Source organism: Achromobacter sp. Marseille-Q0513 (assembly GCF_018195695.1).
Lineage (GTDB): Bacteria > Pseudomonadota > Gammaproteobacteria > Burkholderiales > Burkholderiaceae_B > Achromobacter.
The window spans coordinates 1-14,613 of sequence record NZ_JAGTJY010000163.1 but is presented as its reverse complement, the minus strand read 5'-3'; the positions used below and the strand labels follow the sequence as shown (position 1 = coordinate 14,613).

General features: G+C 69.1%; 14 protein-coding genes and 1 riboswitch. Of the genes, 7 read left to right on the top strand and 7 right to left on the bottom strand.

The genetic code is table 11. The features are described from left to right. Both KDH83_RS24380 and KDH83_RS24375 read right to left on the bottom strand, forming a co-directional pair. Positions 1–1,146 (bottom strand): amidase (locus KDH83_RS24380; protein ID WP_212320597.1); only part of this gene is annotated, 1,146 nt, incomplete at its 3' end. Positions 1,147–1,236: 90 nt separating this feature from the next. Continuing rightward, the gene (locus tag KDH83_RS24375; RefSeq protein WP_212320596.1) at positions 1,237–2,541 is read right to left on the bottom strand and encodes an MFS transporter; all 1,305 of its coding nucleotides are present in this window, start codon (positions 2,539–2,541) and stop codon (positions 1,237–1,239) included. Positions 2,542–2,623: 82 nt separating this feature from the next. Between KDH83_RS24375 and KDH83_RS24370 the strand changes: the two genes are divergently transcribed. From KDH83_RS24370 to metF, 7 genes are all read left to right on the top strand, one after another. Then, positions 2,624–3,625, top strand: a complete 1,002-nt coding sequence (locus tag KDH83_RS24370) for an Lrp/AsnC family transcriptional regulator (protein ID WP_212320595.1) — start codon at positions 2,624–2,626, stop codon at positions 3,623–3,625. A gap of 80 nt (positions 3,626–3,705) precedes the next feature. Next, positions 3,706–4,599, top strand: a complete 894-nt coding sequence (locus tag KDH83_RS24365; protein ID WP_212320594.1) for an alpha/beta hydrolase — start codon at positions 3,706–3,708, stop codon at positions 4,597–4,599. Positions 4,600–4,678: 79 nt separating this feature from the next. Then, a complete protein-coding gene (locus KDH83_RS24360; protein ID WP_103271572.1) occupies positions 4,679–4,915 on the top strand; it encodes a DUF1289 domain-containing protein in 237 nt (78 codons plus the stop codon). Positions 4,916–4,993: 78 nt separating this feature from the next. Next, positions 4,994–6,034 (top strand): glycosyltransferase family 1 protein, encoded by a 1,041-nt coding sequence (locus KDH83_RS24355; protein WP_212320599.1) that lies wholly within the window; start codon positions 4,994–4,996, stop codon positions 6,032–6,034. Positions 6,035–6,122: 88 nt separating this feature from the next. After that, positions 6,123–6,249, top strand: a riboswitch (S-adenosyl-L-homocysteine riboswitch). Between the two features lie 97 nt (positions 6,250–6,346). Beyond that, on the top strand, positions 6,347–7,765 hold the full coding sequence (gene ahcY, locus KDH83_RS24350) for an adenosylhomocysteinase (RefSeq protein WP_212320593.1): 1,419 nt from the start codon (positions 6,347–6,349) through the stop codon (positions 7,763–7,765). A 117-nt stretch (positions 7,766–7,882) separates the two neighbouring features. Then, the gene (locus KDH83_RS24345) at positions 7,883–8,218 is read left to right on the top strand and encodes a phage holin family protein (protein WP_103271570.1); all 336 of its coding nucleotides are present in this window, start codon (positions 7,883–7,885) and stop codon (positions 8,216–8,218) included. 197 nt (positions 8,219–8,415) lie between these two features. After that, the gene (gene metF / locus KDH83_RS24340) at positions 8,416–9,258 is read left to right on the top strand and encodes a methylenetetrahydrofolate reductase [NAD(P)H] (protein ID WP_212320592.1); all 843 of its coding nucleotides are present in this window, start codon (positions 8,416–8,418) and stop codon (positions 9,256–9,258) included. Positions 9,259–9,334: 76 nt separating this feature from the next. On the opposite strand, the gene KDH83_RS24335 is transcribed toward metF, so the two are convergent. From KDH83_RS24335 to KDH83_RS24315, 5 genes are all read right to left on the bottom strand, one after another. Then, positions 9,335–10,330 (bottom strand): tripartite tricarboxylate transporter substrate-binding protein, encoded by a 996-nt coding sequence (locus tag KDH83_RS24335; RefSeq protein WP_212320591.1) that lies wholly within the window; start codon positions 10,328–10,330, stop codon positions 9,335–9,337. Positions 10,331–10,477: 147 nt separating this feature from the next. Continuing rightward, positions 10,478–11,341 (bottom strand): proteasome-type protease, encoded by an 864-nt coding sequence (locus KDH83_RS24330; protein ID WP_212320590.1) that lies wholly within the window; start codon positions 11,339–11,341, stop codon positions 10,478–10,480. Between the two features lie 64 nt (positions 11,342–11,405). Then, positions 11,406–12,209 carry a transglutaminase family protein gene (locus tag KDH83_RS24325; protein WP_212320589.1) on the bottom strand — a complete coding sequence of 268 codons (804 nt, stop codon included), beginning with the start codon at positions 12,207–12,209 and terminating at the stop codon, positions 11,406–11,408. Between the two features lie 9 nt (positions 12,210–12,218). After that, positions 12,219–13,199 (bottom strand): alpha-E domain-containing protein, encoded by a 981-nt coding sequence (locus KDH83_RS24320; RefSeq protein WP_212320588.1) that lies wholly within the window; start codon positions 13,197–13,199, stop codon positions 12,219–12,221. Between the two features lie 3 nt (positions 13,200–13,202). Next, a partial coding sequence (locus KDH83_RS24315; RefSeq protein WP_249205319.1) for a circularly permuted type 2 ATP-grasp protein occupies positions 13,203–14,613 on the bottom strand: 1,411 nt, incomplete at its 5' end.

The window sequence follows — 14,613 nt, the reverse complement described above, 5'->3', positions numbered from 1 at the left end:
GCCCTGCATGGCGCGGGCGTAGGCGGCCATGTCGGCGTCGCGGCGTTGCAGGGCGGCCTCGTAGTCGGCCTGGCGGATGCGGCCGCCGGCCGCGATGCGCGAGCGCACCACGGTCCAGAGGGGTTGGGTGGGGTCTTCGGCCAGCGCGCCGTAGTAGCGGTAGGCCTCGTAGGCCAGCACCAGCGAGTTGTCCTCGGCCATGCGGTCGAAGGACAGGCCGGGCGGGGGCGTCCAGGTCTGGGGCGTGTAGCCGGCGGCGGCCAGTTGGTCCAGCGTGTGGCGCCACAGCGCGAGGCTGGCCTCGCCCAGCGCGGCGGGCCAGGCCTCGGGCGCCAGCACGGCCAGCGGGCCGGGGGCGCGCGTTTCGGGATGGCGCAGCGCGGTCACGCAGCCCGGGGGCAGCGCCAGCGTGGCGGCGTCGTCGACGTCGGGGCCGGACAGCAGCACGGCCAGCGCGCGCGCGTCGGCGACATTGCGGGCGATGGGGCCGAGCACGTCCAGCGTGTCCGACAGCGGCAGGCTGCCGGCGCGGCTGATCAGGCCGGTCGACGGCTTGTAGCCGACCAGTCCGTTCAGCGCCGCCGGCGCGCGCACGGAGCCGCCGGTGTCACCGCCCAGCGCGATCGGCGCCAGTCCCGCGGCCACGGCCACGGCCGCGCCGCTGGACGAGCCGCCCGGCGCGCGGGCCTGAACGGCGTCCCAGGGGTTGCGTGCGGTGCCTTGCGTGCCGTTCTGGCCGGACAGCCCGAACGCGAATTCGGTCATGCGCGTCTTGCCCAGGATCACCATGCCGTGCGCGGCCAGCGCGCGCAGCGCCTGGGCGGTGTCGGCGCTGATCTGGCCGGCGCGCGCCTGCGAGCCCAGCGTGGCTTCGGTGCCTTCCCATTGCACGCTGTCCTTCACAGCCACCGGCACGCCGTGCAGCGGGCCCAGCACGATGCCCGCGGCCAGCAGCCGGTCGGCGGCGTCCGCCTGCGCCAGCGCGCGCTCGGCCGTGACCACGCTGTAGGCGTTGAGCGCGCCGGCGCGCTCGATGCGGTCCAGGAAGTGCGTGGCGGCCTGGCGCGACGTCAGCGTTCCCTGACGGATGGCGCGGCCGATGCCGAGGGCGTCTTGGAAGTGCAGGGCGGTAGCGGGTGCGGACATGGGGCTTCCTGAAAATGAAACGGCTTTCCGGACCTTGCGGTGCCGGAAAGCGCGGGGACGCGCCGCGCGGAGGGCGGCGTCGGGCGGGCCTTAGCGGAGCTTCTGGCCGACCGTCTCGGGCATGCGGATGAAGGTGATCAGCGTGATCACGGCGCCGGCCAGCACGTAGTAGAAGAACCAGCGTTCCATGCCCTGGCTCTGCAGCCAGGTCAGCAGGTAGGGGGTGGTGCCGCCCAGCAGCGCCACGACCAAGTTGTAGGGCGTGCCGATGCCGACGGCGCGCACGCTGGTGGGGAACTGCTCGGACATGATGGCCGGCGCGATGGACGTGTACATGGCGTACAGCACCAGGCCGAACAGCTCCACCGCCAGGATCGAGCCGAAGGACGGGCCCAGCGTGGTCATCAGCGGATAGAAGAAGATCAGGTAGCCGGCGGCGAACACGATCAGCTGCGGCTTGCGGCCGATGCGGTCGGACAGCGCGCCGAACAGCGGCTGCACCAGCATGAAGACGATCAGCGCGACGGTGTTGGCGGCGAAGGCGGTCTTCGGATCGGCGTGCACCTGGCGGATGGCGTAGGTGGGCACGTAGGCCACGAAGATGTAGAACGCGAAGGTCGTCAGGATGGAGAAGCCGACGATGCGCAGGACTTCCACCGGATGCTCGCGCAGCAGGGTGCGCAGCGGCTGCTTTTCCACGCCGGCCTTCTTGCTGTGCGAGAAGGCTTCGGTTTCCGGGATGGAGCGGCGGATCCACAGGCCGGCCAGGCCGCCCAGCGCGCCCAGCAGGAACGGAATGCGCCAGCCCCAGGCGGCCATCTCGGGCTTGGTCAGGGTGGACGTCAGCACCCAGCCCACGGCGGACGCGGCCAGGATGCCAACGGCGGCGCTGAAGAACACGAAGCTGGAGTAGAAACCGCGGCGGTTGGACGGCGCCATTTCCGCCAGGAAGGTCGTGGCCGAGGCATACTCTCCGCCCAGCGACAGGCCTTGCAGCAGGCGCGCGGCGGTCAGCAGCAGCGGGGCGGCCAGGCCGATGGTGGCGTAGGTGGGGGTGACGGCGATGATCAGCGAGCCGCCGGCCATCATCAGGATGGTCAGGCCCAGCGCGGCCTTGCGGCCGTAGCGGTCGGAGAAGATGCCCAGCAGCCAGCCACCCACCGGGCGCATGAAGAAGCCGACCGCGAAGATGCCGAACGAGGCCAGCAGCGCGGTGGTCTCGTTGCCTTCGGGGAAGAACTGGCTGGAGAAGAAGATGGCGAAGGATGCGTAGATGGTCCAGTCGAACCATTCGACGGCATTGCCTACACTACCGGCCAGGATGGTGCGGGCGCGCGACACGGGCGCGGCGGCGGCCCCCTGCTTGGGGTGCAGGGTCGTGGAGGGGCTGCTCATGAAGTCCTCAATCAGGTGTTTATTTTTGGTCAAAAAGACCGTCTAATTTTTATGATTTGGTAATTTCCGCCACGTTAGATTAATGAATATGGTCACGTCAAGTAAGGGTAAGTCCCTAATGCCAACACTCGATGACACCGATCTGGCCTGTCTGGTCGCCCTGCAGGCCGAGCCCCGCGCGTCCTGGCGCGAGCTGGGGGCGGCCACGGGCATTGCCGAGCGCACGGTGGCCCGGCGCCTGAAGCGCCTGATGGATGCCGACGCGCTGCGCGTCATTGCCGAGCCCGACCCGCTGGTCACCGGCCGCGGCGTGGTGCTGCACGCCTGGGTGCGCTGCCGTTCCGGGCGCGTGCCTGACGTGGCCGAGCGGCTGGCGGCGCTGGACAGTTGCCAGTTGGCCGTGACGCTGGCCGGCTCGGCCGACCTGATGGCCGAGCTGACGCTGGCCGACGAGGCCGACATGCCGGACCTGGTGACGCGGGTGCTGCCCTCCATCGACGGCGTCGAGCATGTCGAGGCGCGGCTGGTGCTGCGGCCGTTCCGCCGCGCGGGCCAGTGGCGCATCCTGGCCGAGGCCGGCGCCGCGCTCGAGCCCGCGCCATCCAATCCGCCCGCCGCTCTCACGGAATCCGAGCAGCGCCTGGCCGGCCACCTGATGCGCGACGGCCGCGCCAGTCTGGCCGAGCTGGCCGAGCAGGTCGGCGTCAGCGAACCCACCGCGCATCGCATGCTGCAAAGCCTGGTGGACCGGCGCGCGCTGAGTTTCCGCGTGGAAGTCGAGCCGTCGCTGGTGGGCTTTCCGGTGGAGGCGGTGATTTCCGTGCAGGTGCGGCCTCAGGCGGTCAATGCGCTGGCCGCGCATCTGGCGCGCGATCCGAACACGCGCTGCCTGTTCGGCACCAGCGGCGCGTCGCAGCTGTTCTGGCATGTGCTGTGCCGCGACAGTCCGCAGCTCTGGGACGTGGTGACGCGCCGGCTGGGCGAGCTGGAAGGCGTGCTCAACAGCGACGTGGCCGTGGTGATGCGCGCGCACAAGCGCTGCGGCATCGTGCGCGCCGGCCCGCTGCTGGGCGCCGAGGACTGAGGGCGCGGGGCCGGGATGAGGCGGGCGTCCGGTCCGCGAGGCCGGCGGGCGTCCTTCGGGGCAAACGACACAGGACGAGCATGAGCGATAGTGATTTCTTCGACCTTCCGATCCGCCTGCACGCCGTCAATGGCGTGCGCATCGCCGCCCGCGTCGGCGGCGACGGGCCGCCGCTGCTGCTGCTGCATGGCCATCCGCAGACCAGCGCCATCTGGCATCGCCTGTGGCCGCAACTGACGCGGCATCGCACCTGCGTGGCCGCCGACCTGCGCGGCTATGGCGACAGCGACAAGCCGCCCGCCGCGCCCGGCCACGCCGCGCATTCCAAGCGCGTCATGGCCGCGGACATGGCGGCGTTGATGCGCGCGCTGGGGCACGAACGCTACGAGGTGCTGGCGCATGACCGTGGCGCGCGCGTCGCGCACCGGCTGGGGCTGGATCATTGGCAAGCCGTCACGCGCATGATGCTGCTGGACATCGCGCCCACGCTGGATATGTACGAGAACACCACGCGCGCATTCGCGCAGGCGTACTTCCACTGGTTCTGGCTGATCCAGCCCGCGCCCATGCCCGAGACCATGATCGAGCGCGATCCGGTGTTCTACCTGCGTTCGGTCATGGGCGGGCGGCCCGGCGGGCTGGCGCATTTCTCCGCGCGGGCCATGGCCGAGTACGAGCGCGTCGCGCGCCTGCCCGGCTGGGCCACGGGCATCTGCGAGGATTACCGCGCGTCCGCCACCGTGGACCTGGAGCATGACCGCCAGGGCCGCGCCGCCGGCGAGCGCCTGCGCATGCCGGTGCGCGCGCTGTGGGGCGAGCGCGGCGCGGTGGGCCGGAACTTCGACGTGCTGGCCCTGTGGCGCGCCATTGCCGACCAGGTCGATGGCGGATCGTTGCCGGGCGCGCACTACCTGGCCGAGGAAATCCCGGACCAGGTGCTGCGCGAGGCGGCGGCGTTCTTCGGGTGGCGCTGAGGCGGACTCTTAAGGCAAGCCGGGGCGGGCGATAGGGCCATGCAAAAAGGGACGGGCCGCCGGTGGTAACCTCGCGCCCATGAGTTTGAATTTCGCCGACCTGTCCGAATTGCCCGAGCCCGAAGACGCGCAACGCGCCTTCAAGGCCACGGATTCCCCCTGCGTGGCCGTCTGCTCGACGCTGTTCGACGACATTTGCCGGGGCTGCGGCCGCACGGCCATGGAAGTGGCCAACTGGGTCTTCATGACGGAAGAGGAAAAGCGCGCGGTCTGGATCCGCATCAAGGCCCAGGGCTACCCCCGGCGCAACAATTAAGGCCGCCGGCGCGGCCGGTCTTGGGCATGTCACATAGCGCGGGCTAAATCGCGCTTGTCGACCACTTCCGGCCTCATCATGCGCATCGTCCTGGTCACGGATGCCTGGCATCCGCAAGTCAACGGCGTCGTCCGCACCTGGACGACCATGCTGCGGATACTCGCCGAATGGGGCCACGAAGTGACCGTGGTCAGCCCCGAAGGCAGCCGCACCATTCCCGCGCCCTCCGAGCCCGACCTGCGGCTCTGCCTGCAGCCCGGCCGCCAACTGCGCCGCGTGTTGGGCGATCTGGTGCCGGACGCGCTGCACATCGCCACCGAGGGGCCGCTGGGCCTGGCCGCGCGCAAGATGGCGCTGGCCCGGGGCTGGCGTTTCACCACCTCGTTCCACACCATGTTCCCCGACTACCTGCAGGCGCGCATGGGCATCCCGGCGGCCCTGCCGTGGCGCTACCTGCGCTGGTTCCACCGGCCCTCGCAGCGCGTGCTGGTGCCCACGCCCACGGTGCGCGACATCCTGGTCCAGCGCGGCCTGGGCAACCTGCAGATCTGGTCGCGCGGGGTGGACCCCGTCAAGTTCCAGCCGGGCGCGAGTCAGGCATTCAAGGACCTGCTCCGTCCGGTGTTCCTCAGCGTGGGCCGGGTCGCGCGGGAAAAGAACCTGGACGCCTTCCTGTCGCTGGACCTGCCGGGCAGCAAGGTGGTGGTGGGCGGCGGCCCGGACGAGGCGCGCCTGAAGAAGAAGTTTCCCGACGCGGTATTCCTGGGCATGCGCAACGACGATGAGCTGCCTGGCTATTACCAGGCCGCCGACGTGTTCGTGTTCCCCAGCCTGACCGACACCTTCGGCCTGGTGATGCTGGAGGCCATGGCCTGCGGCACGCCGGTGGCGGCGTTCCGCAGCGAGGCGCCGCTGGCCGTGGTGCAGCCGGGCGTGACGGGCTGCCTGGACGAGGACCTGGCGCACGCCTGCCGCGAGGCGCTGTCGCTGGATCGGCACGCCGTGCGGGCGCACGCGCTGACGCGCAGCTGGGACGCCATCGCGTCCGACCTGCTGGCGGCGCTGGCGCCGCTGACGCCGCAGGCCGAACCGGACCCGCCGCTGGTGCATGCGGGCTGATCCGCGCCGTCGGAAGAATACGGGGCCGGATGTATTCCGGCCCTGCGGCGCTTCCCCGCAAGGCGGCCAAACCGGTACAATGCCCGACGATCCTGAGGAGCGTTGCGACGATCCGGCTGTTCCCCTTGCGCGGAACACGGCTCGCCAGGCTCAGGAATCCCTGTTCATGCGTCCCGCATCCTTGCGCGGCGCTACAGCAACGGCGCTCACCTTTGTCGCATGTGGCGGGAAAGGCGAGCACACGACCGTCGTGGTGTTTCGCGTTGTCCGGCCCTGTGCGCGCCGTTCGATCTACACGTGGAGCTACACACCATGAACGCTGTGACTGACAAATCCTTCTCCGACTACATCGTCGCCGACCTGTCGCTGGCCGGCTGGGGCCGCCGCGAGCTGGCCATCGCCGAAACCGAAATGCCCGGCCTGATGGCCATCCGCGAGGAATTCGCCGCCAGGCAGCCGCTCAAGGGCGCCCGCATCGCCGGCAGCCTGCACATGACCATCCAGACCGGCGTGCTGATCGAGACGCTGGTGGCGCTGGGCGCCGAAGTGCGCTGGGCCTCGTGCAACATCTTCTCGACGCAGGACCACGCCGCCGCCGCCATCGCCGCGTCCGGCACGCCGGTCTTCGCCGTCAAGGGCGAGACGCTCGAAGAGTACTGGCAGTACACGCACAAGATCTTCGAATGGCCCAACGGCCAGAACGCCAACATGATCCTGGACGACGGCGGCGACGCCACCCTGATGCTGCACCTGGGCACCAAGGCTGAAAAGGACATCTCGGTGCTGGCCAATCCGGGCAGCGAAGAAGAGCGCATCCTGTTCGCCGCCATCAAGGAAACGCTCAAGCGCGATCCGAAGTGGTACTCGACCCGCCTGGCGCTGATCAAGGGCGTGACCGAGGAAACCACCACCGGCGTGCACCGCCTGTACCAGATGTCGCAGAAGGGCGAGCTGGCCTTCGCCGCCATCAACGTCAACGACTCGGTCACCAAGTCCAAGTTCGACAACCTGTACGGCTGCCGCGAATCGCTGGTCGACGGCATCAAGCGCGCCACCGACGTGATGGTGGCCGGCAAGATCGCCGTGGTCGCCGGCTACGGCGACGTGGGCAAGGGTTGCGCCCAGGCGCTGGTGGCGCTGCGCGCCCAGGTCTGGGTCACCGAAATCGACCCGATCTGCGCGCTGCAGGCCGCGATGGAAGGCTTCAAGGTCGTGACCATGGAAGAAGCCGCCGCTCACGGCGACATCTTCGTGACGGCCACCGGCAACTTCCACGTCATCACGCGCGAGCACATGAACGCCATGAAGGACCAGGCCATCGTGTGCAACATCGGCCACTTCGACAACGAGATCGACGTCGCCGGGCTGGCCGACTGCAAGTGGGAAGAGATCAAGCCCCAGGTCGACCACGTGATCTTCCCGGACGGCAAGCGCATCATCCTGCTGGCTCAGGGCCGCCTCGTGAACCTGGGCTGCGCCACCGGCCACCCCTCGTTCGTGATGTCCTCGTCCTTCGCCAACCAGACCATCGCGCAGATCGAGCTGTACACGCGCAACGAAGCCTACAAGTCGGGCGAAGTCTACGTGCTGCCCAAGCACCTGGACGAGAAGGTCGCGCGCCTGCACCTGAAGAAGCTGGGCGTGAACCTGACCACGCTGCGCAAGGACCAGGCCGACTACATCAGCGTGCCGGTCGAAGGTCCTTACAAGCCGAATCACTACCGCTACTGATGCTTGTAGCAAAATAGGGGGACGCCACGCCATGTCGGCACGGCGTTTTCCGGTTCCAGGACAAGGCGGCCGCAACCGGGCCGTCGCGTCCCGGAGCTTCAAGACTGGAGGTTGAGCATGTCCATGATTCTCGTCTGGATCCTGAACGCAGTGGCCCTGCTGGCGGTCGCCTACCTGCTGCCCGGCATCACGGTGGCCAGCTTCGGTTCGGCGCTGATCGCCGCGCTGGTGCTGGGCCTGGTGAACATGCTGGTCAAGCCGGTGCTGGTGCTGCTGACGCTGCCCATCACCATCGTCACGCTCGGCCTCTTTCTCATCGTGATCAACGCCTTGTTGTTCTGGTTCGTCGGCTCCGTGCTGAAGGGTTTCCAGGTCAACGGGTTCTGGTGGGCCGTGGGGGGAGCGATCCTCTACAGCATCATCTCCGGCCTGCTTACCAAGCTGATCCCCTAGAAGGGGAAGGCCCACCCCCGAAGCGCTGCGCGCTTCCCCCTCAAGGGGGCATGCCTGCGGACCGGCGGAGCCGGATCCGCGGCATCCCGATGGGGTGGCATCCGTGGGCGCGGTTCCGGCAGAGGGCTCTTGTCCAGCGGTTTCCGGTGGATTGACACTTGTTTCAAGGGGCGCGGTCAGCGTCATGGATAACTGAAATGTCCGAATCGACTTCTCCAGCATTCAGCCTGGAGTTCTTTCCCCCCCGTGACCTGGCCGGCCAGGAACGGCTGGTGCGCGCGGCCAAGCAGATGCTGGCGATCCAGCCCAAGTACGTCAGCGTGACGTTCGGCGCGGGCGGCTCGACGCGCGCCGGCACCGCCGACGCGGTGCGCACGCTGCGCAACCTGGGTTGCGACGCGGCGCCGCACCTGTCCTGCGTGGGCGCGTCCCGCCAGGACCTGCGCGACATCCTGCAGGCCTATAAGAACGAAGGCGTGCGGCGCGTGGTCGCGCTGCGCGGCGACCTGCCGTCCGGCATGGGCGGCGACGCGGGCGAGCTGCGCTACGCCAACGAGCTGGTGTCCTTCATCCGCGAGGAAACCGGCGACTGGTTCCACATCGAAGTGGCGGCCTATCCCGAAATGCACCCGCAGGCCACCAGTCCGTCGGCCGACCTGGCGCATTTCGTGGCCAAGGTGCGGGCCGGCGCCAATGCCGCCATCACGCAGTATTTCTTCAATGCCGACGCCTATTTCGACTTCGTCGACCGGGCCCAGGCCAAGGGCGTGAACGTGCCGATCGTGCCGGGCATCATGCCCATCACCAATCACTCGCAGCTGCTGCGTTTTTCGGAAATGTGCGGCGCCGAAGTGCCGCGCTGGATCCGCCTGCGCCTGGCCGAGTTCGGCGACGACAAGGCCTCGATCCGCGCCTTCGGCGTGGACGTGGTGACCGAGCTGTGCCAGACCCTGCTGGACAACGGCGCGCCGGGCGTGCATTTCTATACGCTCAACCACGCCGAGGCGCCGATGGCGATCTGGCGCGAGCTGTCGCGTTGATCGTTCGGGCAAGCGATACATGAAGAAAGCCGGCGCATGCCGGCTTTTTTCATGGCGCTTCGCAAGCGCGGCAGGCTCAGTCCGCGTATACCCCCGCCTTGCGGATGATCGGCCCCCACTTGTCGACCTCGGCCTGCAGCCACGATTGCAGGCCGGCCGGCGTCTGCCGGGCGTCGGGCACGATCTCCGCGCCCAGCTCGGCCATCTTCTGCGTGAAGGCCGGATCCTTGAGCGCCGCGCGCAGCGCGCCGTTGATCTTCTCGATCGCCTCGGGCGGCGTGCCCTTGGGCGCGTAGACGCCGTGCCAGACCTTGACCTCGAAGCCTTGCAGGCCGCCTTCCTGCAGCGTCGGCGTGTCGGGCAGCGCGTGGATGCGGGCCAGGGTGGTGACGCCGTACAGCTTCACGCGCCCGGACTTGATGTGGGGGATGGTCTGCGTGGTCTGGTCGCACAGCACGTCCACCTGTCCGCCCAGCAACGCGGTCAGCGCCGGCGCCGTGCCGGCATAGGGCACGGTGGTGAACTGCGCGCCCAGCGATTCCTGCAACAGCATGCCGCACAGCTGCGATACCGCGCCCAGGCCGGCGTTGGCCAGGTTGATCTTGTTGCCGTTGTCGCGCGCGTACTTGATGAAGCTGGCCATGTCGCCCGGCGGCAGGTCCTTGCGGCCCAGCAGCGTCATGGGCACGTCCGCCACCTGCCCGGCATAGGCGAAGTCCGTCAGCGGGTTGAACGGCAGCTTGCGGTACAGGGCCGGCGCCGTCGCCATGCCGTTGTGATGGATCAGCAGGGTGTAGCCGTCCGGCGCGGCCCGCGCCACGTGCGCCGAGGCCAGCGTGCCGCCGGCGCCGGTGCGGTTCTCGACCACGATGCTCTGGCCCAGCGTCTTCGACATGGCCGCGCCCAGGCTGCGCGCCACCACGTCGGTGGGACCGCCGGCCGCGAAGGGCACGACCAGCGAGATCGCGCGACTGGGATAGGCGTTCTGGGCGGAAGCGCCGCCGGCGGCCAGGCCGAGCGCCAGCATGAACGGAATGGCGCGCCCCGATGCGCGCGCGAGGAGGGTGGGCATGTCTCGCTCCTTGTAGGTGGTGTCATGACCCGCAAGGTGCTGCGCGACGGGCTGGACACAGTGTGGCCCGCTGCGGCGCGCATGAGAATTCGGGCTTTTGCAAGCCGGGTTTAGGCAGGAGGAAAGCCGGGTTTACGCGAGGTTGCCCTAGTTCAACTGATCCGACCCCGGCCCCTCGGCCAGCACCTGCGGCGCCGGGTAGCTTTCCTGCGGCAGGTCCATCGGATCGACCCGCTTGGGCTGGTGCACGCGGCTGGCGGGCACCAGGGAGTCGGGCGACTCGGGGTTGGTCCACAGCGGGTCGGGGATCTCGGCGAAGACCTGGCGCAGGCGTTCGCCCCAGGTGCCGCGGATCATGCGGAAGTATTCGTTGTGCTCGTCGATGCTGGCGAAGTGCGTGACGCGTAGCGCGCCGGTGTCGTAGACCAGCAGGTCCAGCGGCAGGCCGACCGAGATGTTCGAGCGCAGCGTGGAATCCATGGAGATCAGCGCGCACTTGGCGGCCTCGTCCAGCGGCGTATCGGGTTGCAGCACGCGGTCCAGGATGGGCTTGCCGTATTTGGCCTCGCCGATCTGGAAGTACGGGCATTCCTCGCCGGCCTCGATGAAGTTGCCGGCGGCGTAGATCTGGAACAGCCGGCAGCGCTCGGCGCCGATCTGGCCCCCGAAAATCAGGCTGACGTTGAAATCCACGCCCTGCTCGCGCAGCGCGTCGGCCTCGCGGCGGTAGACCTCGCGCACGGCGTTGCCGATGCGGCGCGCGGCCTCGAACATGTCGGGCGCGTTCCACAGTGTTTCGCCGCCTTCCTGCTGCTGGCGGGCCAGGCCGTCCAGCACGGCCTGGCTGACGGCCAGGTTGCCGGCGGTCATGAGGACCATCACGCGTTCGCCGGGGCGTTCGAAGACGGTCATCTTGCGGTAGACGCTGATCTGGTCCACCCCCGCGTTGGTGCGGGAGTCGGACAGGAAAACCAGGCCGGCGTTCAGGCGGGCGGCGACGCAGTAGGTCATGATCGGAGCAGGGGAAAAGCCACGCCGCATTGTAGTGCGGCGCGGCCGGCACGGACGGCGCGGGTCATTGCTGCGCCGCCGTCTGCACCTGGACGGTGACTGCCATGGACTCGTCGCCGCCGCCATTGCGCACGCCGCGCACCGGCGAGGCCGAGTCGTAGTCGCGCGCCACGGCCAGCCGGCAATGGCATTCCGAGGCGAACTGGCGGTTGGTGATGTCCACGCTGGTCCAGCCCGCGCCCGGCAGCCAGATGTCGGCCCAGGCGTGGCTGGCGGCATGCTCGGCGGTGGTGTACAGGTAGCCGCTGACATAGCGCGCGGGCACGCCCAGGCCGCGCGCGCAGGCCAGGAACAGGTGGGCGTGGTCCTGGCAGACGCCGTGGCCCATGGCCAGCACCTGGTTGGCCGCGGTGGTCACGTCGGTCATGCCGGGCTCATACGCCACGCGGTCGCAGATGGCGCGCGCCAGCGCCAGCGCGTCGTCGGGCGTGTTCAGGCCGTCGGGCAGCGCATGGCGGGTGAAGGCCTGGATGGTATCGTCGGCCTGGGTCAGCGCCGTCTGCACGCAGTAGGCATGCACCGGCAGCCGGCTGTCCTCGCCGCCCAGCGCGCCGCGCGCGAGCGCGCCCACCACCACCTGTCCGACCACGCGCAGCTCGATGTCCGTGTGCGGGCGGTTCAGCGTCAGGGTATGGGTGATGTTGCCGTAGGCGTCCACCTGCCGCTCCAGCGCGCCGGGCGCCTCGATGTGCCAGCGCAGCACGCGCTGGTGCTCGTCGTCGCGCGGCGTGAGGCGCAGCGTCTGGATGCTGTAGGTCACCGGCGCGGTGTAGCGGTAATGGGTCACGTGGGTGATGATCTGTTTCATGCTGCGCTCCTACGCCGACAAGGGCACCAGGAAGTCCTGGCTGATGCGGTTGCCGAGATCGTTGATGCGGTCCAGGAAGTGCTCCAGGTACTGGTGCAGCCCGCTGGCCAGGATGTCCTCGACGCGCCCGTATTGCAGTTCCGCGCGCAGCATGCCGGCGCGGCGCTGCGTTTCCGCCGAGCGCTGGTTGGCCACGCGCGCCAGGTCGTCGGACAGGGCGTGGATCGCGGCCAGCAGCGAGCGCGGCATGTCCGGATGCAGGATCAGCAGTTCGGCCACGCGGTCGGGCGTGATCACGTCGCGGTAGACCTTGCGGTAGATCTCCAGGCCCGACACGGAGCTGAGCAGGGCCGACCAGCGGTAGAACTCGCTTTGCGCGGCCGTCGGCGGCGCGGCGGCGTCGTTGCGCGCGTCGGCCGCGTGGCCGTTGCCGCCGCGCTCGTGGAACTTCACGTCCAGCATGCGCGCGGTGTTGTCGGCGCGTTCCAGGTGCATGCCGATGCGCAGGAAATACAGCGCCTCGTCCTCCAGCATGGTGCCGATGGTGACGCCGCGCGCCAGGTGCGAGCGGAATTTCATCCATTCGAAGAACTCGCCCGGATTGCGTTCCAGCAGGCCGGTGTGCAGGTGCTTCTGCAGTTCCAGCCAGGTGGTGTTGTAGGTTTCCCAGACCTCGGTGGTGAGGCTGCCGCGCACGGCGCGCGCGTTCTCGCGGGCGGCGCGCACGCAGGAATAGATGGACGAGGGATTCTCGGCGTCGCGCACCATGAAGTGCAGCACGTCGTGCGGCGAGATCGCGGCGTGCCGGGCGCGGTACAGGCCCTGCAGCTCGGAGATGCGCAGCACGGCCAGCCACGAGCCCTCGCGCGCCTGCGCGTCCTGCGGCAGCAGCGACATCTGCAGGTTCACGTCCAGCATGCGGGCCGTGTTCTCGGCGCGCTCGGTGTAGCGGCACATCCAGAACAGGTTGTCGGCGGTTCGGCTCAGCATGGTTCAGTCCTCCAGTACCCACGTATCCTTGGTGCCGCCGCCCTGGCTGCTGTTGACCACCAGCGAGCCCTCGGTCAGCGCCACGCGGCACAGTCCGCCGGGCACCGTGCGGATGTCCTTGCCGCACAGCACGTAGGGGCGCAGGTCCACGTGGCGCGGCGCCACGCCGGACTCGACGTAGGTGGGCACGGTGGACAGCGCCAGCGTCGGCTGGGCGATGTAGTTGGCGGGGTTGGCGCGCACGCGGTCCTTGAAAGCCTCGACCTCGGCGCGCGTGGCCGACGGTCCGACCAGCATGCCGTAGCCGCCCGCGCCATGCACCTCCTTGACCACCAGCTCGTGCATGCGGTCCAGCACCTGCGACAGCTCGTCGGGCCGGGCGCAGCGCCACGTGGGCACGTTCGACAGGATCGGCTCCTGGCCCAGGTAGAAGCGGATCATGTCCGGCACGTACAGGTAGGTGGACTTGTCGTCGGCGATGCCGGTGCCGATGGCGTTGGCCAGCGTGACGCGGCCGGCGCGGTAGACCGACAGCAGGCCCGGCACGCCCAGCGCCGAATCGGCGCGGAACGACAGCGGGTCCAGGAAGTCGTCGTCCAGCCGGCGGTAGATCACGTCCACCTTGCGCGGGCCCTGCGTGGTGCGCATGTAGACCGTGTTCTGCTCCACGAACAGGTCCTGGCCCTCGACCAGCTCCACGCCCATCTGCTGCGCCAGGAAGGCGTGCTCGAAATAGGCCGAGTTGTACATGCCCGGCGTCAGCACCACCACGGTGGGCGCGTCGCCGCCGTGCGGCGCGACCTCGCGCAGATTGTCCAGCAGCAGGTCGGGGTAATGCGCCACCGGCTCGACCTTGATGCGGCCGAAGGCGTCGGGCATCAGCCGCATCGACATCTTGCGGTTCTCCAGCATGTAGGACACGCCGGAGGGCACGCGCAGGTTGTCTTCCAGCACGTAGAACTCGCCCGCGCCGGCGCGCACGATGTCCACGCCGGCGATATGGCAGTAGATGTCCTCGGCCACGTCCACGTCCTGCATCTCGGGCCGGTATTGCGCGTTCAGGAAGACCTGCTCGGCCGGCACCACCCCGGCGCGCACGATGTCGTGGCCGTGGTAGATGTCGTGGATGAACATGTTCAGCGCGCGCACGCGCTGTTTCAGGCCGGCGTCGAGCCGGCGCCATTCGTCGGCGGGGATGACGCGGGGGATCAGGTCGAACGGGATCAGCCGTTCGGTGCCGGCGGCGTCGCCGGCCACCGAGAAGGTGATGCCGACGCGGCGGAAGCTCAGGTCCGCTTCCAGCCGGCGCACGGCCATGGACTCGGCCGACTGCTCGCCGTGCCAGCGTTCGAACGTTTCGTAGTGGGAGCGTATGCCGCCGGCGCTGTCGCGCATTTCGTCATAGGCGGGGGGG

Coding starts and splice junctions, on each gene's coding strand:
- KDH83_RS24375 (WP_212320596.1), bottom strand. CDS start 2,541: ATGAGCAGCCCCTCCACGACCCTGCACCCCAAGCAGGGGGCCGCCGCC.
- KDH83_RS24370 (WP_212320595.1), top strand. CDS start 2,624: ATGAATATGGTCACGTCAAGTAAGGGTAAGTCCCTAATGCCAACACTC.
- KDH83_RS24365 (WP_212320594.1), top strand. CDS start 3,706: ATGAGCGATAGTGATTTCTTCGACCTTCCGATCCGCCTGCACGCCGTC.
- KDH83_RS24360 (WP_103271572.1), top strand. CDS start 4,679: ATGAGTTTGAATTTCGCCGACCTGTCCGAATTGCCCGAGCCCGAAGAC.
- KDH83_RS24355 (WP_212320599.1), top strand. CDS start 4,994: ATGCGCATCGTCCTGGTCACGGATGCCTGGCATCCGCAAGTCAACGGC.
- ahcY (WP_212320593.1), top strand. CDS start 6,347: ATGAACGCTGTGACTGACAAATCCTTCTCCGACTACATCGTCGCCGAC.
- KDH83_RS24345 (WP_103271570.1), top strand. CDS start 7,883: ATGTCCATGATTCTCGTCTGGATCCTGAACGCAGTGGCCCTGCTGGCG.
- metF (WP_212320592.1), top strand. CDS start 8,416: ATGTCCGAATCGACTTCTCCAGCATTCAGCCTGGAGTTCTTTCCCCCC.
- KDH83_RS24335 (WP_212320591.1), bottom strand. CDS start 10,330: ATGCCCACCCTCCTCGCGCGCGCATCGGGGCGCGCCATTCCGTTCATG.
- KDH83_RS24330 (WP_212320590.1), bottom strand. CDS start 11,341: ATGACCTACTGCGTCGCCGCCCGCCTGAACGCCGGCCTGGTTTTCCTG.
- KDH83_RS24325 (WP_212320589.1), bottom strand. CDS start 12,209: ATGAAACAGATCATCACCCACGTGACCCATTACCGCTACACCGCGCCG.
- KDH83_RS24320 (WP_212320588.1), bottom strand. CDS start 13,199: ATGCTGAGCCGAACCGCCGACAACCTGTTCTGGATGTGCCGCTACACC.